General features: G+C 46.4%; 25 protein-coding genes, 2 tRNA genes and 1 pseudogene. 14 read left to right on the top strand and 14 right to left on the bottom strand.

Going from position 1 to position 24772, the window contains the following annotated elements; translation table 11 throughout:
• Positions 1-23: 23 nt before the first annotated feature.
• Positions 24-584, bottom strand: a complete 561-nt coding sequence (efp, locus tag ICN35_RS03965; RefSeq protein WP_215296429.1) for an elongation factor P — start codon at positions 582-584, stop codon at positions 24-26.
• Positions 585-671: 87 nt separating this feature from the next.
• Positions 672-1742 (bottom strand): elongation factor P maturation arginine rhamnosyltransferase EarP, encoded by a 1071-nt coding sequence (gene earP, locus ICN35_RS03960; protein WP_216124454.1) that lies wholly within the window; start codon positions 1740-1742, stop codon positions 672-674.
• Between earP and uvrC the strand changes: the two genes are divergently transcribed.
• The 5 genes from uvrC to ICN35_RS03935 all read left to right on the top strand — a co-directional run bounded on the left by uvrC (position 1741) and on the right by ICN35_RS03935 (position 5135).
• The gene (gene uvrC, locus ICN35_RS03955) at positions 1741-3663 is read left to right on the top strand and encodes an excinuclease ABC subunit UvrC (RefSeq protein ID WP_216124452.1); all 1923 of its coding nucleotides are present in this window, start codon (positions 1741-1743) and stop codon (positions 3661-3663) included. The genes earP and uvrC overlap by 2 nt on opposite strands.
• 34 nt (positions 3664-3697) lie before the next feature.
• The gene (pgsA, locus tag ICN35_RS03950; RefSeq protein ID WP_215296432.1) at positions 3698-4273 is read left to right on the top strand and encodes a CDP-diacylglycerol--glycerol-3-phosphate 3-phosphatidyltransferase; all 576 of its coding nucleotides are present in this window, start codon (positions 3698-3700) and stop codon (positions 4271-4273) included.
• Between the two features lie 116 nt (positions 4274-4389).
• Positions 4390-4465: transfer RNA gene (locus ICN35_RS03945), tRNA-Gly, on the top strand.
• A 49-nt stretch (positions 4466-4514) separates the two neighbouring features.
• Positions 4515-4588, top strand: a tRNA-Cys gene (locus ICN35_RS03940).
• A 130-nt stretch (positions 4589-4718) separates the two neighbouring features.
• Positions 4719-5135, top strand: a complete 417-nt coding sequence (locus ICN35_RS03935; protein ID WP_255535700.1) for a hypothetical protein — start codon at positions 4719-4721, stop codon at positions 5133-5135.
• An 81-nt stretch (positions 5136-5216) separates the two neighbouring features.
• Here the strand turns inward: ICN35_RS03935 and lexA are convergent, their stop codons facing one another.
• Positions 5217-5936 (bottom strand): transcriptional repressor LexA, encoded by a 720-nt coding sequence (gene lexA / locus ICN35_RS03930; RefSeq protein WP_215296434.1) that lies wholly within the window; start codon positions 5934-5936, stop codon positions 5217-5219.
• 58 nt (positions 5937-5994) lie between these two features.
• Between lexA and ICN35_RS03925 the strand changes: the two genes are divergently transcribed.
• The 6 genes from ICN35_RS03925 (at position 5995) to dnaB (ending at position 10132) form a co-directional block, all read left to right on the top strand.
• Positions 5995-7053 (top strand): asparaginase, encoded by a 1059-nt coding sequence (locus tag ICN35_RS03925; protein WP_216124448.1) that lies wholly within the window; start codon positions 5995-5997, stop codon positions 7051-7053.
• A 122-nt stretch (positions 7054-7175) separates the two neighbouring features.
• Positions 7176-7550 (top strand): 30S ribosomal protein S6, encoded by a 375-nt coding sequence (gene rpsF / locus ICN35_RS03920; RefSeq protein ID WP_216124447.1) that lies wholly within the window; start codon positions 7176-7178, stop codon positions 7548-7550.
• Positions 7551-7609: 59 nt separating this feature from the next.
• On the top strand, positions 7610-7903 hold the full coding sequence (priB, locus tag ICN35_RS03915; RefSeq protein ID WP_216124445.1) for a primosomal replication protein N: 294 nt from the start codon (positions 7610-7612) through the stop codon (positions 7901-7903).
• Positions 7904-7916: 13 nt separating this feature from the next.
• Complete coding sequence (rpsR, locus tag ICN35_RS03910) at positions 7917-8189, top strand: 30S ribosomal protein S18 (protein ID WP_215296438.1); 273 nt, start codon at positions 7917-7919, stop codon at positions 8187-8189.
• A 13-nt stretch (positions 8190-8202) separates the two neighbouring features.
• A complete protein-coding gene (gene rplI, locus ICN35_RS03905; RefSeq protein WP_215296439.1) occupies positions 8203-8655 on the top strand; it encodes a 50S ribosomal protein L9 in 453 nt (150 codons plus the stop codon).
• Positions 8656-8692: 37 nt separating this feature from the next.
• Positions 8693-10132 carry a replicative DNA helicase gene (dnaB, locus tag ICN35_RS03900; RefSeq protein WP_370625657.1) on the top strand — a complete coding sequence of 480 codons (1440 nt, stop codon included), beginning with the start codon at positions 8693-8695 and terminating at the stop codon, positions 10130-10132.
• An 81-nt stretch (positions 10133-10213) separates the two neighbouring features.
• Here dnaB and ICN35_RS03895 read toward each other — a convergent pair whose 3' ends face one another.
• The 11 genes and pseudogenes from ICN35_RS03895 to ICN35_RS03845 all read right to left on the bottom strand — a co-directional run bounded on the left by ICN35_RS03895 (position 10214) and on the right by ICN35_RS03845 (position 20660).
• A complete protein-coding gene (locus tag ICN35_RS03895) occupies positions 10214-10480 on the bottom strand; it encodes a hypothetical protein (RefSeq protein ID WP_216124442.1) in 267 nt (88 codons plus the stop codon).
• A gap of 119 nt (positions 10481-10599) precedes the next feature.
• Positions 10600-11001 (bottom strand): annotated as a pseudogene (locus tag ICN35_RS03890) (C40 family peptidase); the annotation flags it as partial.
• A gap of 106 nt (positions 11002-11107) precedes the next feature.
• Positions 11108-12754, bottom strand: coding sequence for a PhoH family protein (locus tag ICN35_RS03885; RefSeq protein ID WP_215319755.1), 1647 nt, complete (start codon positions 12752-12754; stop codon positions 11108-11110).
• 235 nt (positions 12755-12989) lie between these two features.
• On the bottom strand, positions 12990-13457 hold the full coding sequence (locus ICN35_RS03880) for a peroxiredoxin (protein ID WP_215296443.1): 468 nt from the start codon (positions 13455-13457) through the stop codon (positions 12990-12992).
• Between the two features lie 37 nt (positions 13458-13494).
• Positions 13495-14412 (bottom strand): polysaccharide deacetylase family protein, encoded by a 918-nt coding sequence (locus ICN35_RS03875; RefSeq protein ID WP_216124438.1) that lies wholly within the window; start codon positions 14410-14412, stop codon positions 13495-13497.
• A 22-nt stretch (positions 14413-14434) separates the two neighbouring features.
• A complete protein-coding gene (locus ICN35_RS03870; RefSeq protein ID WP_216124436.1) occupies positions 14435-15481 on the bottom strand; it encodes a bifunctional UDP-4-keto-pentose/UDP-xylose synthase in 1047 nt (348 codons plus the stop codon).
• Positions 15482-15519: 38 nt separating this feature from the next.
• Complete coding sequence (locus ICN35_RS03865) at positions 15520-16389, bottom strand: formyltransferase (protein ID WP_216124434.1); 870 nt, start codon at positions 16387-16389, stop codon at positions 15520-15522.
• Positions 16390-17352: a glycosyltransferase gene (locus tag ICN35_RS03860; protein ID WP_216124432.1), complete on the bottom strand. Its 963-nt coding sequence runs from the start codon at positions 17350-17352 to the stop codon at positions 16390-16392.
• Positions 17353-17393: 41 nt separating this feature from the next.
• Positions 17394-18572 carry a DegT/DnrJ/EryC1/StrS aminotransferase family protein gene (locus ICN35_RS03855; protein WP_216124430.1) on the bottom strand — a complete coding sequence of 393 codons (1179 nt, stop codon included), beginning with the start codon at positions 18570-18572 and terminating at the stop codon, positions 17394-17396.
• Positions 18573-18582: 10 nt separating this feature from the next.
• Complete coding sequence (locus tag ICN35_RS03850) at positions 18583-20283, bottom strand: glycosyltransferase family 39 protein (protein WP_216124428.1); 1701 nt, start codon at positions 20281-20283, stop codon at positions 18583-18585.
• Entirely contained in the window at positions 20283-20660 is a 378-nt protein-coding gene (locus ICN35_RS03845) for an Mth938-like domain-containing protein (protein WP_216124426.1), read from the bottom strand. Before ICN35_RS03845 ends, ICN35_RS03850 begins: the two co-directional genes overlap by 1 nt.
• Positions 20661-20739: 79 nt before the next feature.
• Here ICN35_RS03845 and ICN35_RS03840 point away from each other — a divergent pair, with 79 nt between their 5' ends.
• From ICN35_RS03840 to thrC, 3 genes are read left to right on the top strand one after another with little or no spacing between them, the layout of a single operon-like run.
• Positions 20740-21996 carry an aminotransferase class I/II-fold pyridoxal phosphate-dependent enzyme gene (locus ICN35_RS03840; protein WP_216124425.1) on the top strand — a complete coding sequence of 419 codons (1257 nt, stop codon included), beginning with the start codon at positions 20740-20742 and terminating at the stop codon, positions 21994-21996.
• Entirely contained in the window at positions 21993-23303 is a 1311-nt protein-coding gene (locus ICN35_RS03835) for a homoserine dehydrogenase (protein WP_215296452.1), read from the top strand. The genes ICN35_RS03840 and ICN35_RS03835 overlap by 4 nt, the downstream gene beginning before the upstream one ends.
• An 8-nt stretch (positions 23304-23311) precedes the next feature.
• Positions 23312-24754: a threonine synthase gene (gene thrC, locus ICN35_RS03830; protein WP_216124424.1), complete on the top strand. Its 1443-nt coding sequence runs from the start codon at positions 23312-23314 to the stop codon at positions 24752-24754.
• Positions 24755-24772: the final 18 nt, after the last annotated feature.

Here is a 24772-nt window from a genome sequence, read left to right as displayed (position 1 = left end):
AGCGTTTGCTACTCAGTTTTTGCTTAGTTAGCGCGGCTACGATATTCACCAGTACGAGTATCGATCTCGATCTTATCCCCAGTGTTGCAGAACAATGGAACTTGCAATTCATAGCCAGTAGCCAGTTTTGCGTTCTTCAATACTTTGCCGGAGCTGGTATCGCCTTTCACTGCAGGTTCTGTGTAAATGATTTCACGAACGAGCGAGTTAGGCATTGCTACTGAGAGTGCTTTACCTTCGTAGAAAACTACTTCACAGGGCATGCTTTCTTCAAGATAGTTCAATGCATCGCCCATGAACTCAGCTTCAACTTCATACTGGTTATAGTCGCCATCCATGAAGACATACATTGGATCTGCGAAATAAGAATATGTGCAATCTTTTTTCTCGAGGATGACAACATCGAATTTGTCATCGGCTTTATAAACGCCTTCATTTGGCGCACCGGTTAACAAGTTCTTAAATTTCATTTTTACAACTGAAGAGTTGCGGCCAGAGCGGCTGTATTCGGCCTTTAAAACGACCATGGCATCGGTGCCAATCATAACGACGTTACCAACGCGGAGTTCTTGTGCTGTTTTCATCTTGCTATTCCTGGGTGCAGAGTAATTATTCTGCGGTTTTTATCAAAAACAAGATTGTAACCGCCCGCAAGCCTCTATTGCTTGGTCTTAGGCTACGAACCTTAATAGACGGGCTGCTAAGCCTCCATCCCCTTGGTTTTTGATTAATTGGGTGCGCCAAGCTTGAGAATGGGTATTCCAAGTATCGAGCATATGGAACCATTCGCTCGGCATTGCCCAGGTCATGGCTGCAATGGTTGCAAGACGTAATTCTTGATTAGCCATTTCAAGGTAGAGGTCTAAAAAGGCGGCTAATTTGACTTCATGGGCGCGATCCTCTTGCGGGTATATGTGCCAGATAAATGGTTTGCCTGCTAATTGCGCGCGCACAAAAGAATCCTCACCACGAACGATATTGAAATCACATTGCGATAGTACCCAGTCAAATTCATCTTGCGATACAAAAGGCATGGAGATTAATTGCAGATTGGCAGGCAGTTGAATGGGCTTCTCTCCATAAAGATTTAGGAGCTCAGCATGACCATGCGTTAGTAAGACATCGATATTCTCACCTAGCGAGCCAAGATCTTCTAGCCACTTGCTTAAAGGCGCTCCAGGGTAGCAAAAGATGCTAATGCGTTTTGTATCACTTCGCAGCTTAGACCACGCCCCCTGTAAGTCATACGGAATTTTGTTGGCAACAGATATACCTTCTGGTGGCACAGGGTCAACCAATATTCCGCCGACTTCATCCTGAAATCCCGGGAAGAAAAAATACTTAGGTATGCCATGGGATTGTGGCGATGCTTTTGCATGAAAGTCCGTAATCCAGGGTTCAGCGCTGAGATATTCGAGATTGATGATGATGGGCTTGATGGGGGCAATAAACACACCAGTAAGGTAACGCTCAGGTAATTCACAGCCAAAGGCTTCGATGATGACATCGGGAGTTTGTACAGGATGCCTTGCATTACTAAAGCTTGCTTCCCAAGGTTGAAGATCTATTTTTTGCTTAATTACAGGATCTACGCCAGAAGCGAGTAAATTGAGGGTTGGTAGGTCATCGCAAAAAATGCGTATCTCTTGGCCATGAAGGCTTGATAAGCTTCGGGCTAGACGCCAGCAAACACCGGCATCACCATAGTTGTCTACGATTTGGCAGAAAATATCCCAACGCATGAGTAATTCGCTTTTTGAAACCCTTCAGCAGGATGTTAAACGGCTACCCGGATTGCCGGGGGTATATCGCTTCTTTGATGAGGCGGGGAACATCTTATATGTCGGCAAAGCTCGCAATCTTAAGAAGCGTGTATCTAGTTATTTTCAAAGCAAACAGCTGTCACCGCGAATAGCGTTGATGGTAGGGAAAATCGCTCGCTATGAAACAACAGTAACACGGACAGAAACTGAAGCCCTCATTTTAGAGAACAATCTCATCAAAGAGTTGGCTCCGCCATTCAATATCTTGTTTCGGGATGATAAGTCCTACCCATATGTGATGTTAACGGGGCATCAATTCCCGCGCTTGGCTTCTTATCGTGGCAAGGTGGATAAACGCAATCATTACTTTGGCCCTTTTCCCAATAGCTGGGCAGTGCGTAATAGCGTGCAAATTTTGCAGAAAGTCTTTCGCTTGAGGACTTGTGAAGATTCCGTTTTTAAGAATCGCAGCCGCCCCTGTCTCTTGCATCAGATTCATCGCTGTAGTGCTCCCTGTGTGGGTCGCCTTAGTGTCGAGCAATATGGTCAAGACGTGGCGCAAGCAACACGATTTTTAGAGGGCGACCATAGTCGGGTACTTGCGGAGCTGGAAAAGGAAATGCATGCGCATAGCGATGCCATGGAATTCGAAATGGCTGCAGTACTGCGTGATCGGATTGCAGATCTTTCTAGCGTTTTGCAACAACAGGCAATGGATGCCGTTGCCGAAGGTGAGGGCGATGTTGACATCATTGCTGTCGCACAAATGGAAGGTATGGTTTGTGTGAACCTCGCCATGGTGCGTGGTGGGCGTCATCTGGGCGACAGACCTTATTTCCCTAAAGGTTTGCGCACTGCCTCTGGAGAACTTCCGCCCCCTGCAGAAATATTAGAAGCCTTTATTGCTCAGCATTATTTAGAGGATGTCGCTAGCGAGAGTGCATCTAGCGCAACGGTCAATTTAATACCACCTGTTTTGGTCTTAAATCACCCTCTGCAATCCTTAAGCGACGATGTCAGCCAATCTAATGAAGCACCTCCCGAAGATCTGCACGATTTATTAAATGCACAAGCCGGTAAAAAAATTACCTTCTTACATCAACCCCAAGGTCAACGTCGTCATTGGTTGGCGATGGCCGAAGGTAACGCCAAGATCGCTTTAACGAAACGCTTAGTTGAAACCGGTGGGCAGTTAGCTAGAGTAAGGGCTTTGGTTGATATTTTAGGTTTGGATCTCGAGGGTCTAGAGCATTTGCGAATTGAATGTTTTGACATCAGCCATACCTCAGGCGAAGCAACTCAAGCTTCGTGCGTGGTGTATGCGAAGAATGCCATGCAATCAGGCGAGTATCGACGTTTCAATATCAATGGCATCACACCGGGTGATGACTATGCAGCGATGCGTCAAGTTTTGCAAAGGCGTTATGCTAACTTCCAAGAACTTCCTCCAGAAAAAATGCCTCAGGTCATTTTGATTGATGGTGGTAAAGGGCAAGTAGAGATGGCAAGGCAGGTGCTTTCAGAATTCGGTATGGATGTGGGCTTGATTGTGGGTGTTGCCAAAGGAGAGGGTCGCAAAGTTGGCTTAGAAACACTGATTTTTGCAGATAACCGCGAATCCTTAGAGCTCGGTATTGATAGTGCGGCACTTTTGCTAGTTGCACAGATTCGAGATGAGGCACATCGTTTTGCCATTACCGGTATGCGCGCTAAGCGAGCTAAGGCAAGAACAGTTTCTCGTTTGGAGGAGATTGAAGGTATTGGTGCTAAGCGACGCCAAAAGCTGTTGGCTCGTTTTGGCGGTCTCAAGGGCGTAGCCAATGCCAGCATAGAAGAAATTGCTAGCGTAGAAGGGGTGTCACTCACCTTGGCAGAGCAAATTTACCGCCAATTACACTAGCGGTTGCCCACCATATTTAGTTTATGCTTATCTAATGCCGTTCAATCTCCCCATTGCCCTTACCTGGTTGCGTGTTGCAGCAATTCCATTGCTGGTGGCAATTTTCTATCTTCCGAGTGATTGGTTTACGCCATTTGAGAAGAACTTGATTGCAGCGATTATCTTTATCTCAGCGGCAATTACCGATTGGTTGGATGGATTTCTTGCGCGCCGTTTAAAACAAGAATCTGCCTTTGGCCAGTTCTTGGATCCAGTTGCCGATAAATTAATTGTTGCGGCGGCATTACTTGTTCTTTTGAATATGGATCGTGTTCAGGTATGGGTTGCCTTAGTGATCATTGGTCGAGAAATCACGATCTCTGCTTTGCGAGAATGGATGGCTTTACTGGGTGCTGGCAAGAGCGTTGCGGTGCATATGGTTGGTAAATTAAAAACAACAGCTCAATTGGTAGCAATCCCTTTTTTGCTGCTCAATGACACTTTGTTTGGGTGGTTAGATTGCGCCAGAGTCGGAACCTGGCTCATTTGGGTTGCGGCATTCTTGACGCTTTGGTCGATGTTTTATTACTTGAAAAAAGCCCTGCCGCAACTTGCAGGAAAAATCGACTAATTCCATCGAGACACCACCTGGTATAGCTTTGCGGGTAGGATCAATTCTGAGACTCTGCTGGATCACTTGGAATAATGCTTTCTTTTTGATTGTTTGTTAAACTATCGCCCTGTTATGCGGGAATAGCTCAGCTGGTAGAGCGATACCTTGCCAAGGTATAGGTCGGGAGTTCGAACCTCCTTTCCCGCTCCAAGTTCGATGGGAAGCCCTCAAAAGCTTCCCATTTTTGATTCAGGCATATGGCGCGTTGGCCGAGTGGTTAGGCAGGAGCCTGCAAAGCTTCGTACGGGGGTTCGATTCCCTCACGCGCCTCCAGTAATTTCGCTTGACGAAATAGGTGGAGCACCTAAAATACTTTCAGTCTGTTCCAGAAAGTCACATCACTTTTTTAAAGCGAAAAATGATCAAAATTCATACTCTTAAATTGAGCGCCCTAACATTGTTCATGACAGCATTGCTGGCTGCCTGCGCTAGCTCTGGCGACTCACCAACTGGAACGCAACAGGAAGTACAAGAAGTTCAGACTCAGCTCTTGGGCGATATGCCTTTGCCTGCCGCATCAAAAATTATTGGCGGAGAGTCGTTGATTATTGGGCGTGGTGATAACTGGGTAGGTCGTGTTGTTCTGTCCGGCGTGCAAACCCCAACTGATATTTATGCCTTCTTCCAGTCAGAATACCCTCGAGCCGGTTGGACAACAGTCAGTGCAGTAAAGTCTAAAACTAGTATTTTGGTCTTTACTAAAGGTGATCGCACTGCTACCGTCGAATTAAATGAAGGTCCTTTGACTGGACCAAAAACCTTGATTACGATTACTTCATCTCCAAAGAACGCCAATGTCGTGGCGCCAAGTAAGCGGTAATCAAGTAGCAAGCAGTCAGTAAGAAATCTGCAGGAAATAAAAAGGCCTCCACTGGAGGCCTTTTCTTATGGAGGAATTGGCTTACAAGCCTTCAGCCCTGATGAGGCCTACCGCTTGACCTTCAATTGCAAAGTTCGGTTGACGACTATCGACCACAATATTTTTGAAGTCTGGATTTTCTGCTTGCAACTCAATCACCATGCCGTTAGCTGTTTTCTTTTGCTGCCAGCGTTTGACAGTGACTTCATCATCAAGACGTGCAACAACGATATCGCCGTTACGTACTTCGGTAGTTTTTCTGACAGCTAAATAGTCGCCATCCAAAATACCCGCATCGCGCATGCTCATCCCTTTTACTTTTAATAAGTAATCAGCGCCCTTGCTAAATAAACTCGGATCAATTGGGACTTGTTTCTCAATGTGCTCAACTGCCATGATCGGTGATCCTGCAGCAACGCGACCAATGAGTGGAAGCGTGAGTTGCTGTAATGCGCCAGATGGTAATGACAATTGACGATATTTGTTTGAGTGTTGTGCTTGATGAAAGCGCTGGGGGATGCGAATGCCGCGTGATGTTCCTGGCGTTAGTTCAATATAGCCTTTTTTTGCAAGTGCGCGAAGATGCTCTTCAGCAGCATTTGCAGATGCAAATCCTAATTGCGTGGCAATCTCTGCTCGAGTCGGCGGCAAACCACTCTCATCAATTGCTTTGGTGATCAGTTCCAATATCTCACTCTGGCGTGCAGTGAGTTTGGGGAGGGCAGTCAGCTCCTCTAGATAATCGACTGTATTTATGTCCATACTGGGATTGTATACAGCACTTTTTGATAATTCAAGTAATTTAGGGAGATAATGGGGTATGAACTCGATCCGTGGCAATCCTGAAAATATCCCCCATATTTTGGTTTTGGGGGTGGGTGGAACCATTGCTGGTTTAGCCTATGATCCTGCCAATTCGACTGCATATCAATCGGGCCAAGTTGGTATTGAGACCCTCTTGGCAAAGATTCAGGAAAGTATTCCAGATGCTGTAAAAATAGTCTCTCAACAGCTGGCCAATATCGATAGTCGTGATCTTAGTGAGGATTTACTCACCCTGATAGGCAATACAGTTAAAGAATCTCTTCAAAATCCTGCTGTAAAAGGCGTAGTGATTACTCATGGTACCGACACCATTGAAGAAACTGGGTTTTTCTTACATGCTACCTGTGGCAGGCTTGCTGAAAAATTAGGCAAAAGGGTGGTCTTAGTTGGCGCCATGCTGCCTGCAAATGCACCTCAAGCAGATGGTCCAGCAAACCTCTTGGATGCCTTGAAATGGACATCAACCGCACCTGAAAACTGTCCTGGCGGGGTATTTGCAGTATTTGCCGGCAAAGTTTGCTTGGCACGGGATTTGGCTAAACGCCATAGTTCGGCGTTAAATGCGCCACTGATGGACTCGCCCAACAGCCCTATAGGCTTGATAAACCCCTCTTGGCTTTCTAGGTTAAAGGCAATTCAGGCTGCCTCAGTTGAGGATTTGCCCATTCCTGAGGTTTGGCCTTGGGTAGATATTCTGACTAGTCACGCTGGAGCGCGGGGGCAGACAATTGAGGCGCTTGTTGGCGCAGGTGTCCAGGGCTTGGTTTTGGCTGGGACTGGTTTAGGCGGTTTTCATAAAACTTGGCTTGAGCCTTTGAAAAAGGCTCAAATGCAGGGCATCGCTTTGGTCAGAACGTCCCGAACTGGTGCCGGGGCAACTGTAGCCTCAAAAGATGAGCTTTCTTGTGAACTGGCAGGGGTTCTTTCTGCTCCCAGAGCGAGGATTGCACTGCAGCTGGCTTTAAATGCTGAAAAAGATCACAAAGCAAACCCTAAATCCCTGACTTGGCAGGATTTTTTTGCTAGAATAGCGGTCTTGCCTGAATTTAGGTGAGGACTTAAAAAGTGTTGTGAGCAGTACTTACAATTTGTTACTACCTTGTCACACTGGCGCTAATTTCAAAACCATCAGAAATTGGCAGACGCCCAGGTGACTTAATCCTAAAGGAGTGTTTGATGCGTCATTATGAAATCGTCTTTATCGTCCATCCGGACCAAAGCGAGCAAGTGCCAGCGATGATCGATCGTTACAAAGCTACATTAGCAGCTGCGGGCGGCAAAATTCATCGTATGGAAGACTGGGGTCGTCGTCAGATGGCTTACATGATCGACAAGCTTGCTAAAGCCCACTACGTTTGCATGAACATTGAGTGCGACCAGAAAACTCTGGAAGAGCTTGAGCATGCGTTCAAATTTAACGATGCTGTTTTGCGTCACCTCATTATCAAGACTAAGAAAGCTGAAACAGAGCCTTCCATCATGATGAAAGAAGTGCAACGTGAAGAAGCTCGCAAATCAGCTCAAGCCGACGCTCCTGCAGCGGTAGCCTAAGTTAGAAATTTGAAGAGGAATACACAGACTAGAAAACGTATTAGAGAAGCGGGGCGGCGTTGAATCATTTCACCCTCACTGCAATCTTAGTTTCTAAAGACGCGATTCGATTTACACCTGCAGGAATACCAGTGATGCATTGCCAGCTAGAACATCGTGGCGAAGCGAACGAGGTAGGAGTGGCAAGGAAAATTCAGATGAGCGTTGAAGCCATAGCAATTGGTCCCATACAAAAGGATCTAGAGCGAATGGATTTAGGAGTTGAGGCAGTGTTTGAAGGATTCTTAACACCGAAGACTCTACGTAATCAAAGACTTGTTTTCCATATTACCCATATTCAATTGAAAAATTAAAGAGGAAATCATCATGGCGTTTGGAAAGAAACCCGATTTCAAAAAGAAACCAGCTCAGAACCCATTGTTCAAGCGTAAGCGTTATTGCCGTTTCACTGTTGGTGGCGTTGAGCAAATCGACTACAAAGATGTAGATACATTGAAGGACTTCATTGGCGAAAACGCCAAGATCACTCCTGCTCGTTTGACAGGCACAAAAGCAAAGTATCAGCGTCAGTTAGACACTGCTATCAAGCGTGCTCGTTTCTTGGCTTTGCTGCCATTCTCCGATCAACATAGAAAATAATTGGGAGCCCTCAATGCAAATTATTCTTTTAGAAAAAGTAACCAACTTGGGCAACCTCGGTGACGTCGTTCGCGTTAAAGACGGTTTCGCTCGTAACTTCCTAATCCCGCAACGTAAAGCTCGTCGTGCAACTGAAGCAGCAATCGCTGATTTTGCAATACGTCGTGCCGAGTTAGAAAAATTGGCTGCTGAGAAATTGGCTGCTGCCCAAGCAGTTGGCGTGAAGCTCAAAGACTTGGTTCTCGAAATCGGTCAAAAAGCAGGCGTTGATGGTCGTTTGTTTGGTTCTGTAACTAACCATGACATCGCCGATGCATTGAAAGCGAAAGGCTTCACGATTGAGAAGGCTTCAATTCGTATGCCAACTGGCCCATTGAAAATGGTTGGTGATCATCCTGTTGCGGTTGCTGTACATACCGACGTAGTGGCTGACATCACGATTCGTGTAGTTGGCGAACAAGCTTAAGTTTTAAAACTCAGGCTTTAGGAACTTCGCTAGCCTCATGGCTGAATCCCGTTCACGTTCCGTGACGCTGAATCCCGGCATGATGGGTTCTGGGGATGCAGTCGTGCAGGCCTTAAAAGTTCCACCCCATTCTGTAGAAGCCGAGCAATCATTGCTCGGCGGTCTACTGATCGATAACTCCTCTTGGGACAACCTGGGTGGAGTCTTAAACGATAAAGATTTCTATCGCCCTGAGCATGCATTGATTTATAAAGTCATTGCACGTTTAGTTAGCGACAACCATCCCGCCGACGTCATTACTGTTCATGATGCAATTAAGTCTGAGCAGGGTGGCGATTTGGTTAGCGTTGATTACCTCAATTCATTAGCGCAGAACACACCGAGTGCGGCGAACATTAAAGGCTACGCCGACATTGTTCGTGACCGCAGCATTCTGCGTCGCTTAATTGAAGTTTCAGACAGCATTGTGAACTCTGCTTTTGTTACAGAGGGCCGTCCAGTGAGAACGTTGTTGGATGAGGCAGAGGCTCGTATTTTGCAAATCGGTGAAGAAGGTAGTCGCAAAGCAGACTACCTTGAGATCGAACCACTCTTACGCTCGGTTGTGGCACGTATTGATGAGCTATACAACCGCCAAGGTGGTAGCGACATCACTGGTATTGCCACAGGCTTTATTGATTTGGATAAGCAAACCAGTGGTCTACAAAAAGGTGACTTAGTCATTGTTGCCGGAAGGCCTTCGATGGGTAAGACGGCTTTTGCATTGAATATTGCCGAGAATGTTGCTCTCGCAGAAGGTTTGCCTGTGGTCGTGTTCTCGATGGAGATGTCAGGTGAACAATTGGCATCACGCCTCCTCGGTTCAGTAGGGCGCGTTGATCAAGGTCGTATGCGTACCGGTAAGCTGCAAGATGATGAGTGGCCACGCGTGACTGATGCAATTGCCCGGTTAAGTAATACACAAATTTTGATTGATGAGACTGGCTCCTTATCAAGTCTAGAGTTGCGCACGCGCGCGCGCCGAATTGCCAGAAACTTTGGCGGCACTCTTGGTTTAGTAGTGATTGACTACTTGCAGTTGATGAGTGGCTCCGGTTCAGAGAACCGCGCAACTGAGATCTCAGAAATCTCCCGCTCCCTTAAATCGCTTGCAAAAGAATTGCAGTGCCCAGTAGTGGCGCTCTCACAGTTAAATCGTGGTTTGGAGCAACGTCCTAATAAGCGCCCAATCATGTCTGACCTGCGCGAGTCAGGCGCGATCGAGCAAGATGCTGACTTGATTATGTTTATTTATCGTGATGAGGTGTATCACCCTGATACTACGACTGATAAAGGCATGGCTGAGATCATTATCGGCAAGCAGCGTAACGGGCCAATTGGTACAGTTAGATTGAGCTGGCAAGGCCCATATACCAAGTTCGATAACTTAGCGATGGGATCTATCGGCTACTCTTCTGGCGGTTATGAGCCGTTCTAAAATATCGATGAAGAATGAACACATCAAAAAGCCTCGCATTGCGAGGCTTTTTTACTGAGGCAGTGCGCTCAACCGAATTACTTATTTTCCGCCTTCACATTTCTTAATGGAAGCAGCCTTAGCAGCACCATATAGTGGCTTGCCATCTTTGCTGACCGCTTTAGCTTCACAATCATTGGGTTTTGCATCGCCCATACATTTTTTAATGGAGGCATCTTTAGCGGCGCCATATAAAGACTTACCATCCTTGCTCACAGCTTTTGCTTCACAGGCTGCCTGATCGGCAAAAGCATAGATGGGAAGTGTAAAACTCAATGCGATGCTTAAAGCGATGACGATTTTCTTCATAGTGACCCCTTTTGTGAATACTTCAATGAATGACTTTCTTAAATCGATACTCTAATCAAAATTAAGCTATTGGGAAATATAGGGCAAGTGCTATTTACCCTATGGGGATAGAGAGCTTAGGGCGCTATCCGACGAGCCTCAGTAAACTTAGCAGCCCAATAGGGTGCGGTAATGTAGTCAAGGCGTACAGTGCCACCTGCGCTTGGCGCATGCACAAACCTTCCTTGCCCCACATAGATGCCAGCATGTGAATATTTTTCACCGGTAGTATTGAAAAACACTAAGTCACCTGGTGCTGGTGGTTGGTTCTCAACACTCCTGCCTTGAGTACTCATTTGTTGGATTGTGCGGGGTAATTTAATATCCGCCGCTTTGTTATAAACATAAACAATGAGGCCGCTGCAATCAAAGCCACCCTTGGGCGTATTGCCCCCATAACGATAGGGAACATCTACTAAGCCTACGGCTGCAATAGAGATATCCTCGGTGCCGACACTAGTGTCTTGTTTGAATTGCACCACTTTTGATGGGCCTGCTTTACTGCTGAATGTACTGCATCCCGATAATGCCAGGATCGAACAAATAAAAATGCCGCACCCAATGAGAGTGCGGCATGACCGGGTTTGCTTAGAGCGCGTCGGCAGCATGATCCGCAAGACGTGAGCGCTCGCCGCGCGCTAGGGTCACATGGCCGCCATGGCGCCAACCTTTAAAACGGTCAACGACATAAGTAAGACCAGATGAACCTTCCGTCAAGTAAGGTGTATCAATCTGTGCAATATTACCTAGGCAAACAATCTTCGTTCCTGGGCCCGCACGCGTTACGAGGGTTTTCATTTGCTTTGGTGTTAAGTTTTGTGCCTCATCGATGATCACAAATTTACTTACAAAGGTTCTACCGCGCATGAAGTTCATGCTCTTGACTTTAATCCGTGAGCGAATGAGCTCTTGAGTAGCAGCACGACCCCACTCACCAGCATCATCGTTACGTTGCAACACTTCTAGATTGTCATCAAAGGCACCCATCCAAGGTTGCATTTTCTCTTCCTCGGTACCAGGCAAGAAGCCGATATCCTCGCCAACGGGAACGGTGGCGCGGGTAATGATGATCTCGTTATAACGTTTGCTATCTAGGACTTGCTCAAGGCCTGCTGCTAGAGCTAACAAGGTTTTACCAGTACCAGCTTGCCCTAGGAGCGTCACAAAATCTACATCAGGGTTCATTAGCAAGTTCATCGCAAAGTTTTGCTCACGATTACGTGCAGTAACACTCCATACATTGTTCTTCTGGTGAGAAAAGTCTCTGAGGGTTTGCAAGAGAGCAGTTCTGCCATTGATTTCTCGTACGTGGGCATAGAACGGTGTAGAGCCGTCTGGATTTTCTTGATAAACAAATTGATTGACTAGCATGCTTGGCACAGATGGTCCAGTAACTCTATAGAACATCGTGCCTGATTTTGAATCAGACCAGCTTTCCATATCTTTGCCATGCTTTGGCCAGAAGTCTGCAGGCAATGACATGACGCCTGAGTACATTAAGTCACGATCTTCAAGTACCTGGTCGTTGAAATAATCTTCAGCGGGCAAGCCTAAAGCACGCGCCTTAATGCGCATGTTGATGTCTTTGGATACCAAGACTACTTCTTGACCATTGCGCGTTTTTTGAAGTTCGCTAACCACAGCCAAAATCATGTTGTCACCCTTACCTTCGGGCAGTCCCTCTGGCAAAGCTTGAGTAGCAAGTTTGGTTTGGAAATACAGGCGTCCGGAAACATCTTGGTTGCCAAGTTTGTTGAGCGGGATACCGTCATCTAAGGTGCCGCTAGTACCGGCAACCAACTGATCGAGAGAGCGGCTGACAGTACGTGCATTGCGGGCTACTTCGGTCATTCCTTTTTTATGATTGTCCAATTCTTCCAGAGTGGTCATAGGTAAGAAAAGGTCATGCTCCGAGAAACGGAATAAAGAACTTGGATCATGCATCAAGACGTTGGTATCGAGTACAAATAAACTTGGGGGACCTGTACGAATGACACGTTTTGGTTTTGCAGGAGTTGCTACATGATTTTCATTTCGGGTGGGGCTGCGGTCTGCTTTAATTTTTTCCAGAGCTACTTCTGCTGCAGATAAATCTTCCTCGACATCGTTTACCCAATCAGAGGCTTCTACCACCACTGGTTTTGCTGGAGCTGGGCGCTTCTTTAAGTCGGGAGTATCTTTCCGACTGAGCTTCACTTGATCAGCAATTTGAGTTGGGATGGGTGGCAATGGCATGCAGGCTCTCCTAAAAGAAAAAACCGCCAAGCGGAGTGCGTTGACGGTTTATTACGAAACTAGTTGCAAGGACTTCAAAAAAACGGAGGGGGTTGCTCCCCGAACCTGACTTCAGATGCTCAGGTTTCTGATTCAAACGGATTGTCAGACTTTCCCGTCGTTTACGGTGCATATGACTTTACTTTACCCCAAATTTTGGGCTTTGCAAGCACCCGAGAACAAATTGTTGCAAAAATTATTTGGTAGCTTGAGCCGCTTGTAATACCTCTGTCACATGACCAGGAACCTTTAGGCCGCGCCACTCTTTTACTAACGTCCCAGTAGAGTCAAACAGGAAGGTGCTGCGCTCAATTCCGCGGACCTGTTTGCCATACATATTCTTCATCTTGATGACTCCAAAGAGTTGACAGAGCTTTTCTTCGGTATCGGCAACTAGTTCAAATGGCAGTTGTAACTTGCTACGGAAATTGTCATGCGACTTGAGGCTATCGCGAGAGACGCCAACCACCAAGGTATTTGCTTTAGTAAAGGCTTCGATGTTGTCGCGAAACTCACCCGACTCGGCAGTGCAGCCTGGCGTCATATCTTTTGGATAAAAGTAGAGAACCAGTTTTTTTCCTTTAGCAGATGCCGGAGAAAAAGTGAGGTTTGATGTCGCCGGAATAGCGCATGTTGGAATTGCTTGGCCGATTGCTACTGTCATGATGATCCTTTGTAATTTGTCTCTTGGTTTTACTTGCTTAATGATGCTGAATAATCAGTTCGCCACTTCGATTGGGTATCTCACCCCAGGTGAGTGGCAATACCGCTATTTTATCCAGTTGATTGGTGGCTTTCCAGGATTGGTGTAACTCGCCCATGGTGACTAGGTCATGACCTTGATTGAGCCATCCAGCCAATAGTTGTTCAAACGCTGGAAGTAGCTTCTGACCCTCTAATTCTGCATGCAGGGTGAAGACTTGGTCATTGGGATTGCTTTGGGTAATTTCAAGGAGTTTTTTGACAGCCCCAAACTCATCGGCATCATCGATCCCGATGAGTTCATCAAAAGTCGGTAGCGTGGTTGGGTACTGCACATGTTTTGCCTTACCTGAAGTAAGTCCTAGGCGATACGGTATCAAGTTCGGCTCTGCTCTTCCGTCAGAGGAATATGTAATCCCCCATTGATCGAGCTGCTCAAAAGCGGCTTCGTTCATTTGCCAGCCTGCTGCACCATAGGTTACTGGAGCGTGACCAAAGATCTCGACAAAGCGATCCCAGCTTTTTTGCATCATCGCCTTAGTCCATCCGGAGTCTTGATTGCGCACAGCATCTTGCCATGCAACGTGGTCCCAAGTGTGTATACCAGTTTCATGTCCAGCTTGATCAATTGCGCGCATTTCTGCAGCTGCTTTTTTACCAATGTCTGGGCCAGGAAGAAGAACGCCATAGAGCAGAGTTTTAATGCCGTAGTGCTCTACGACAGAGGTACGACTCACTTTTCTTAGAAAGCCGGGGCGAAAAACTCTTTTTAAGGCCCAGCCAGTATGATCTGGTCCAAGGCTAAATAGGAAGGTGGCCTTTAAGCCAAAACGCTCAAGGGTTCTAGCTAGATTAGGGACACCTTCTTTGGTGCCACGTAAGGTATCAACATCAACCTTGAGAGCAATCTTAGCCATGAATCCTTGAATCTATTTCTGCTTATTCTTTGTCGACTAAAGAGCGGGCTTTTTCCACGTCTTGACGATAAGCTTCAAAAATATTCTTGAGGGCATCTGCCATTGGCGTAGTCGGTTTCCAACCCAATTCACTCATAGTGTTGTCAATCGCTGGTACGCGGTTCTGAACATCTTGATAACCTTCGCCGTAATATGCTCCAGAGGTTGTTTCCACTATCTTGACGTCATTCGCTGTTTTGGCGTACTCAGGGATGCTACGGGCAATCTCGAGCATTTGATTTGCTAATTCACGAACAGAGTGATTGTTCTTTGGGTTGCCAATGTTGTAGATCTTGCCATTAGCAACATCATCTTTATTGGCGATGATGCGCATGAGTGCGTCGATACCATCATCAATATAAGTAAAAGCACGTTTCTGTGCGCCACCATCTACTAGATTAATAGGTTCGCCACGCACGATGTGACCCAAGAACTGAGTCACTACGCGGGAGGAGCCTTCTTTTGGAGTGTAGATACTGTCGAGTCCAGGACCAATCCAGTTAAATGGGCGGAAGAGGGTAAAGCGCAAGCCTTCCATACCGTAACCCCAAATCACGCGATCCATCAATTGCTTGGAGCAAGCATAGATCCAGCGGGGTTTATTGATTGGACCGTAAACCATATTCGATTGAGATGGATCAAATTCGCTGTCTTCACACATGCCATAAACCTCAGAGGTCGATGGGAAGACCAGGTGCTTTTTATATTTAACAGCAGAGCGCACGATCGGCAGATTGGCTTCGAAGTCGAGCTCAAATACTTTAAGTGGTTGTTGTACGTAAGTTGCCGGTGTAGCAATCGCAACCAAAGGGAGGATAACGTCGCATTTGCGAATGTGATATTCAACCCACTCTTTATTGATGGTGATATCACCTTCAAAGAAGTGCATGCGAGGGTGATTGATCAAATCACCCAGGCGATCATTCTGCATATCCATGCCATAGACATCCCAATCGGTTGTCTCCAGAATGCGTTTGGAAAGGTGGTGGCCGATAAAACCGTTAACACCAAGAATGAGTACTTTTTTCATCTCTACTGCCTCGTTTTAATCTAATTTGTATTTAATGCCTATTTGCTTGCTGGAAACCATTCCAAGACTTCAACTGCTTGGTGGTCGCCACAAATGCCGAATACCCGATTATCAACCACTTGGATACCAGTAGCCCTAAGATCGAGCTTGGCTGGAAAGGGGCCTTTCAGGCTAGTGCGGGCTAGGATCATGGTTGCGCCATTGTGCTCAGTAAAAGCGCCTGGATAAGGGGGTGCAACGGCTCTGACAAGGTTATGGACTTGCTGTGCACTCTGATTCCAGTGAATTTGCCCATCAGCAGGCTTTCTGCCGCCAAAATAACTGCCTTTTTGGAGTTCATTGGGCTTGCGGGGAACTTTGCCTTGGAGGAGTTCTGGCAGAACTTGGTTAATTACCGCTACAGCAGCTCCGCTGACTTTGCCAAAGACATCTGTCGCGGTTTCGTCTGGACCAATGCTGACCTTTGCTTGTCCAACAATGTCACCAGCATCTGGTTTGACTTCCATGACATGGAGGGTGGCACCAGTTTCTGTCTCACCATGCAAGATTACCCAATTGACTGGAGCTCGACCTCGGTACTTCGGCAGTAATGAGCCATGCATATTGAGTGCGGCAATCTTGGCGCAAGCCAAAATTTGCGCCGGAATCATATGGCGGTAGTAGAAGGAAAAAATATAGTCAGGCGATAGTGCTTGAAGCTTAGGAGTTAAATCATTTAACTCGCTAGCACTTGGCGTGATGTAAGGAATGTTTTTTTCGGTACAGAGTTTGGCGACGCTAGCAAACCAGACATTCTCATTGGGGTCGTCTTCGTGAGTAACTACCAGATCAACTTGGATGCCCGCATTAAGAAGTGCTTTGAGGCAATTAACGCCAACATCGTGATATGCGAATACGACAGCGTGCAATTATTTTTTCTCTAAAATGGTTTGCACCACATAACGTGGGCGATTACGGATCTGCTGATAGATGCGGCCAATATATTCACCCAAAAGACCAAGGCCAAAGAGCATCACACCAATTAAGAAGAAAGTGAGCGCAAAGAGGGTGAAGACACCCTCAACCTCTGCACCTAAAACAAAGCGGCGCACCAATAGGTATGCAAACAAGCTGCCGGCAGCGAGCGACAGTAACATGCCCAGAATCGAGAAGATCTGCAAAGGTATGATAGAAAAGCCGGTAACCAAATCAAAGTTCAAGCGAATCAGTTGATAGAGACTGTATTTGGATTCACCAGCGAAGCGCTCTTCATGCTTGACGCTTATTTCAATGGGGTTGGCAGCAAAGGTATAAGCCAGCGCAGGAATAAAGGTATTGTTCTCGTCACATTGACGAACGAGATCAACGATGCGACGGCTATAGCCGCGCAGCATGCAGCCCTGATCGGTCATTGTGATACGGGTAATATTTTCACGTAAACGATTCATCGCGCGTGAGGCAAATTTTCTGAAGAAGCTATCGCGACGATCTGCACGAATAGTGCCGACGTAATCATGACCCTTTAGCAATTGCTCAGTGAGCGCATCAATTTCTTCGGGAGGATTTTGTAAATCTGCATCCAAGGTGATGATGTGTTCACCTTTCGCGTATTCAAAACCAGCCATGATGGCCATGTGCTGGCCAAAGTTGCTATGAAATAACACTGCACGTGTAACGTCAGGACGCAACTCCACTTGTCTAGCCAGAATCCCTGCTGAGCGATCCTTACTGCCATCGTTTACAAAAACAATCTCATATGCAACATTGCGTTTGGTAGCGAGCGCATCTAATGCAGGATAAAGGCGATCAAATAAAGCCTGAAGACCGTCTTCTTCGTTGTAAACGGGAATAACGATGCTGAGTTTTGGATTGGCAGCTAAATTTGCGGTCATGCTGCAATTTTGCCTGATTCTGGGGATTTAACCCAATAAGACTAGTTTTTACGGTGTTTCTTGAGGATTCCGACTAATCCACTGGCTATACGACGAATATCCTCATCAGCCATTCCAGGAAATAGCGGGAGAGTGAGAATAGAGCGACCAATACGTTCTGCAATAGGAGTATCACTCGTTTTATAGCCTTGATCTTTGTACAGAGTAAAGCCGGTGATGGCAGGGTAGTGCACACCAGTGCCAATGCCGAGGGCTTTTAATTCCATCATGACTTGGGCGCGATCACAATTGAGTTGATCTAGTGGCAGCACTACTTGATACATGTGCCAATTACTCTCTGTGAAATTTTCAACTGGAAGCTCTAACTTAAGATGATCCAGGTCTGCAGATTTGAGTTCGGTACGGATCACATCAAAGTATTGATGTGCAAGTGTAGCGCGACGTGTTTGATAAGCTGGCAATTGTTTGAGTTGTTGTAAGCCAATGACCGCATTAACGTCGGTCAAATTATCTTTGCCGCCCAACACATCCACATCCATGCCATCCATGCCTTGACGAGTTAAACCCTGTAGACGAAACTTTTCAGCAAGCTTGGTTTCATCTGCATTATTGAGTACAAGACAACCACCTTCAACCGTACTGAGATTCTTATTGGCTTGGAAACTAAAGCTCACTAGATCACCAAAGCTACCAATCTTCTTGCCTTTCCATTGCGATCCAAACGCTTGTGCAGCATCTTCAATCACGCGCAGCTTGTATTGCTTGGCTAATGCGTAGAGCTGATCCATATCAACTGGCAGGCCAGCCAAATATACTGGCATGATGGCGCGAGTCTTAGGAGTGATTGCTGCAGTCACTTGATTGAGATCAATATTGCGGGTAACAGGATCAACATCCACAAAGACTGGTTTGGCACCAACACTTAAAATCACATTCGAAGTGGCTACCCAAGATATCGGCGTGGTAATTACTTCATCGCCCTCGCCAATGCCAGCAACTTGCAATGCAATCTTCATGGTTGCCGTGCCATTAGCAAAACAACGCACCGGGCGACCACCAAAGTAGTCGCTGAGGGCTGCTTCGAACTCTGCTAACTTTGGTCCCGAGGTTACCCAGCCCGAGAGCAATACCTCAGCAACGGCATCAATCGTTTCTTGATTAAAGCTGGGGCGCGTAAACGGAATAAATGCGGGAGTAGAAGTAGGTGCAGGGTTTGCCATAACGCTTATATTACTTTGATTGCTGCGAGCTACTTGTAGTTTCTGGATGTTTGACAATCACTCGACGAGAATCACGATCCACTTCCTGCATCGGTATCTTTAAGTCCTGCAGAGCAATATATTGCTCGGGAACCATCAGCGCATAGGCGGTTTGATCTTCTTTCCAACGAGTAATGAAAGCATCGAGGGTCGGCATCCACAGATCAGGTTCTTGATTGACACCAAATTCCAGCTCATCAGGTGATTCGACCATGATCATAGTTCTACCAAGATAAAACGGGACAGTGTGATCTAGTAGGCGCACAGAGTAGAAATTGACTTTTTCTGGAATAGATATTTTGACGCGGTTAACGAGATCAATGCCTGATACTGCACGCCCCAAAGTTTCATGGCCAGTTCCAGCGATGATGGCGCACAAGAAAAAGCCACAGGCAAAACTCACAATGCTTTGGATGCCATGGCGTTTAGATTGCAGAGCTGCATACGAGCTAAAGATAATGAGCGCAACTAATGCAGCAATGACCCATTGGGTATATTGCGCATAGGATTCAATTTCATCAGGCCTTGCTTGCTTGCTAATTTCTGATAAGAAGAAAAAGCCTATACAACCCAGCAGAGCAAATCCAAGGGTTTGTAATTTCCAAGGGATTGCCATGGAGTTCGTTTGACCTAATAAACGATCTAAGCGATTACCAATCAATAGGGCTAGTGCAGGAAAGATCGGGATGATATAACCAGGAAGCTTGGAGCGGGACACGCTGAAGAACGCAAAGATCACTACAAACCAGCACACCAGTAACCATCCGCTGGAGAACTCTCGTCTGCGTTCTTGCCAAGCCTGTGTCAGTGCCCCGGGGATTTGTAATGCCCAAGGAAGTATGCCGATTAATAGCAGTGGTACGAAGTAATAGATGGGACCAGTTCTACTATGGGCATCCTGTGTAAATCGTTGCAGGTGTTCGTGAATAAAGAAAAATTCTAGGAACTCGGGATTACGTTGTGCTACCAAAATAAACCAAGGTGCTGTAATAGCTAAGAACAAAATCAACCCACTAAACAAACGTAAGCGAGTCCAAATTTTCCAATTCCAAGTGCTAACAGAGTAGGCGGTAAAAACCATGGCTGGGATGGCTGCGCCAATCACGCCTTTTGATAAGGTAGCCAGTGCCATAAACACCCAGCAAGCCCACATCCAATAGCGACAACTGGATTTATTGCTTGCAGTTTGTGCCAACAATAAGCTGCAAAGCGCCGCCACTAAAAAAGAAGAGAGCCCCATGTCGAGAGAATTAAAGTGGCCGCTAATGATCCACATTGGACTTGATGCTAAAACGACTGCAGCCAACCAACCTGCTCTCGCATTAAAGATGCGAGCGCCAGTAAAGCCAATAGCGAGAATGGTCAGAAATCCAGTGAGGGCTGTCCAGAGCCTTGCTTGCCAATCACCAATACCAAATACTTTAAATGCTGCTGCAGTTGCCCAAGCTTGAAGAGGCGGTTTCTCAAAATACTTGTAGCCGTTGTAGCGCGGTGTTACCCAATCACCAGTGACCAACATCTCTCTGGCGATTTCTGCATAACGTCCTTCATCGGATGGGATGAGGTGGCGATAGTTCAGGGTGCCAAACCAGAGCAGGGCATAAATGAGTATTAACAGCAACATTTTGCTGGGGTGCAGGGCAGAAGATTGCCTAATTTGCCCAAACTGCATTAAGTCGGCTCCACGATCAAGGCTAAGAGGACTTGACGCCCTTCACCTACCAAGATGTTGTAAGTACGGCAGGCAGCTTGAGAATCCATGATTTCAAAGCCAATTTTGGCTTGAATCAGGGCTTTTAGGAGTTCTGGCTTAGGAAAGTGTTGGCGACTGCCGGTCCCAATGAGAATCAATTCAGGCTTGAGATCGACCATTTGGGTGAAATGGCTGGCTTCTAGGTCATCAAAGGACTTTGCGGGCCACTCTGAAATAGCCCCGTCTGAGCTCAATAAGACCGCATGGGCATATGGGACCTTGTTGATCTCTATGTAGCCATCGCCATAGCCGGTAATCGAATTGCCTCCAGAATGGGGGTCAGATTGAAGCTTCAAGTGGACTCTCTGTCATAATTATGTGGATTATAGCTAGCTGTTTTTTCTAAGATTTCAAGAACTTACCCTTTAATTTATTGTGAAACCCATCCTAAAGTCCCAAAAACTCGATAACGTTTGTTACGACATTCGTGGTCCAGTGCTCGAGCTTGCTCAGCGCATGGAGGAAGAAGGTCACAAAATCATCAAATTAAACATCGGAAACGTCGGGGTTTTCGGTTTCGATCCTCCCGAAGAGATTCAGTTGGACATGATCCGCAATTTGAGTAATGCCTCTGCTTATTCTGATTCCAAAGGTATTTTTGCGGCACGTAAGGCCATCATGCAGTACTGCCAAGAAAAGGATATTCAGGGCGTGGCATTAGATGATGTTTATACCGGTAACGGTGTGTCTGAGCTCATCGTACTTTCCATGAACGCCCTTCTGAATGATGGCGACGAAGTGTTGGTGCCTACGCCAGACTACCCACTATGGACTGCTGCTGTGAGTTTATCCAGCGGCACACCCGTTCATTATCTGTGTGATGAGTCAAAAGATTGGGCGCCAGACTTAAATGATCTGCGCAAAAAAATTACCCCTCGTACTAAAGCGATTGTGGTCATTAACCCAAATAATCCAACTGGTGCGATTTATTCTAAAGAAGTGTTGCTTGAGTTGACACAAATTGCTCGTGAGCACGGTTTAATTTTGTTCGCTGATGAGATTTACGACAAGATGTTGTACGACGGTGAGAAACATATCTCGCTTGCATCCCTGTCTCATGATGTTGTCATCATTACTTTTAACGGGCTATCTAAGAACTACCGCTCATGCGGCTACCGCGCAGGCTGGATGGTGGTTTCTGGTGATAAAGAAATGGTGCGGGACTATATCGAAGGTCTCAATATGTTGGCCTCGATGCGTTTATGTGCAAACGTACCGGGCCAATACGCCATTCAAACTGCATTAGGCGGATATCAAAGTATTAATGACTTAGTGAGCGAAGGCGGTCGGCTTGCAAAGCAGCGCGATCTTGCTTGGAAACTCATCACAGAAATTCCTGGTGTCACTTGCGTAAAACCCAAGTCAGCTCTGTATTTATTTCCGAAGTTGGATTCTGAGGTTTATCCCATTAAAGATGATCAACAGTTTGTTGCCGATCTTCTTAAAGAGGAAAAGGTATTGTTAGTACAGGGTTCCGGTTTTAACTGGGGCAAACCTGATCACTTCCGTGTTGTGTTCTTACCTCATGAAGATGTGCTCACGGAGGCGATTGGTCGCCTGGCGCGTTTTCTGGAGCGTTATCGTAATAAGCATGGTCGTAAGGCTTCTTCAATCGCTGCAAAGGCATCATGAAACCGATTCAAGTAGGTCTATTAGGTATTGGCACCGTAGGCGGTGGTGTATTCACTGTTCTAGAGCGCAACCAAGATGAAATCACTCGTCGTGCCGGTCGTGGCATTCGCATTCATACCGTTGCTGATCTAAATGTAGAGCGCGCCAAAGAGATCGTGAAAGATCGTGCGCAGATCGTCAACGATGCTCGTGCCGTGATCAATAACCCAGAGATTGATATCGTGGTTGAGCTGATTGGTGGCTATGGCATCGCTAAGGACTTGGTTTTAGAGGCAATTGCAGCTGGCAAACACGTGGTTACGGCTAACAAGGCGTTAATTGCGGTTCACGGCAATGAGATTTTTAAAGCAGCGCACGCTAAGGGTGTGATGGTTGCATTTGAGGCAGCAGTTGCTGGCGGTATTCCGATTATTAAAGCTTTGCGTGAAGGCTTAACGGCCAATCGTATTGAATGGATTGCAGGCATCATCAACGGTACAACCAATTTCATTCTTTCTGAAATGCGGGACAAAGGCTTGGACTTTGAAACCGTTCTCAAAGAAGCGCAACGCTTAGGTTATGCAGAAGCGGATCCGACCTTCGATATTGAAGGTATTGATGCTGCTCATAAAGCAACCATCATGAGTGCGATTGCATTTGGTATTCCGATGCAATTTGATAAGGCACATGTTGAAGGCATTACTAAACTAGCGGCGATTGATATTCGCTATGCTGAGCAATTGGGTTATCGTATCAAGCTACTCGGTATTGCTAAGAAAACACCAACGGGCGTCGAGTTACGTGTGCATCCCACTTTAATTCCTGCTAAGCGTTTAATTGCAAACGTAGAGGGAGCCATGAATGCGGTCCAAGTATTTGGCGATGCTGTTGGCACTACCCTCTACTACGGTAAAGGTGCTGGTTCGGAGCCAACCGCTTCCGCAGTAATTGCCGATCTGGTTGATATCACTCGTTTATTAAGTGCGGATCCTGAACATCGTGTCCCATACTTGGCATTCCAACCAGATGCAGTCCAAAACACCCCTATATTGCCGATTGGCGAGATCACGACCAGCTACTACTTACGTATGCGCGTAGCTGATCAGGCAGGTGTGCTCGCTGATATTACGAAGATCTTAGCTTCCCATGGCGTTTCTATTGATGCGCTCTTGCAAAAAGAAGCTGATGAAGGTGAAAGTCAGACTGACTTAGTGGCCTTAACTCACGAAACCAAAGAGAAGAACATGCTTGCCGCAATCAAAGAGATTCAGAATCTCAAGACGGTTGCTGGTGAAGTAGTGAAGATTCGTTTAGAAAATCTGTCTTAATTTAATCTATGCGTTACCAATCTACTCGTGGCAATAGCCCAGAACAATCCTTCTTAGAAATTTTGTTAGGTGGGTTGGCGCCAGATGGCGGCCTGTATTTGCCGACGCAATACCCAAAGGTGACTGCGGAGCAGTTAGATTCATGGCGCGGTTTATCTTACGCAGACCTAGCCTATGAGGTGTTGAGTTTGTATTGCGACGATATTCCTGAGGCTGATTTGCGCGCACTGCTGCGCAAAACCTATACCGAGCAAGTCTATTGCAATGGTCGTCCACAAGATAATGCGAAAGATATTACGCCTTTGCATTGGTTGGGTGAAGAGCATGGCACACGTATTGGCTTATTGAGTCTCTCTAATGGCCCAACTCTCGCCTTTAAAGATATGGCAATGCAGTTGCTCGGCAATCTTTTTGAATACGCGCTAAAGCGCGCTGGCCAGAAGCTGAATATCTTGGGCGCCACTTCTGGCGATACTGGTAGTGCTGCCGAATATGCAATGCGCGGCAAAGAGGGCGTGAAGGTATTCATGCTTTCACCGCGCGGCAAGATGAGCGCATTTCAATCTGCCCAAATGTATTCTTTGCAGGACCCTAATATCTTTAACTTAGCAGTAGCCGGAGTCTTTGATGACTGCCAGGATATTGTTAAGGCGGTGAGTAACGACCTTGTTTTTAAAGCTCAGCAGCAAATTGGCACCGTGAACTCTATCAATTGGGGGCGCGTTGTTGCGCAGGTGGTGTATTACTTCCAAGGCTATCTGCTAGCAACCAACGCTAGCTCTGAAAAAGTCTCCTTTACTGTGCCCTCTGGTAACTTCGGTAATGTTTACGCTGGTCATATCGCCCGCATGATGGGATTACCAATTGAGCATTTGATCGTCGCTACAAATGAGAACGATGTGCTCAATGAGTTCTTCCGCACGGGTGTTTATCGTGCGCGCAAATCTGCCGAGACTTTGCATACCTCTAGTCCCTCAATGGATATCTCGAAGGCCAGTAACTTTGAGCGCTTTGTATTCGACTTTATGGGTCAAGACGGCAAGGCGACTGCGGCGATGTTCAAGCAAGTCGATACCACTGGTGGCTTTGACATCTCTCAAGATACCGTCTTTAAAGAGCTTGGTAAATATGGCTTCCAATCTGGACGTAGTAGTCATGCCAATCGTTTGGAAACGATTCGTGATATCGATAAGCGTTATGGTGTGATGATTGATACTCATACTGCTGATGGTGTCAAAGTAGCGCGTGAGCACTTGCAAGCTGGTATTCCGATGCTGGTGCTGGAGACGGCCTTGCCCATTAAGTTTGAAGAAACGATTCAAGAAGCCTTGGGTCGTCCTGCCGAGTGCCCGACTGCGTTTAAAGATATCAAATCAAAGCCACAGCGCGTAGAAAATATCAATGCGGATATAAATCAGGTTAAAGATTTTATTACAGCGCATCTCAACTAGATTTTTTAATCAACACAA

This window comes from Polynucleobacter sp. es-GGE-1 (assembly GCF_018882005.1).
GTDB lineage: Bacteria > Pseudomonadota > Gammaproteobacteria > Burkholderiales > Burkholderiaceae > Polynucleobacter.
This window is presented reverse-complemented; position numbering and strand designations above follow the sequence as displayed.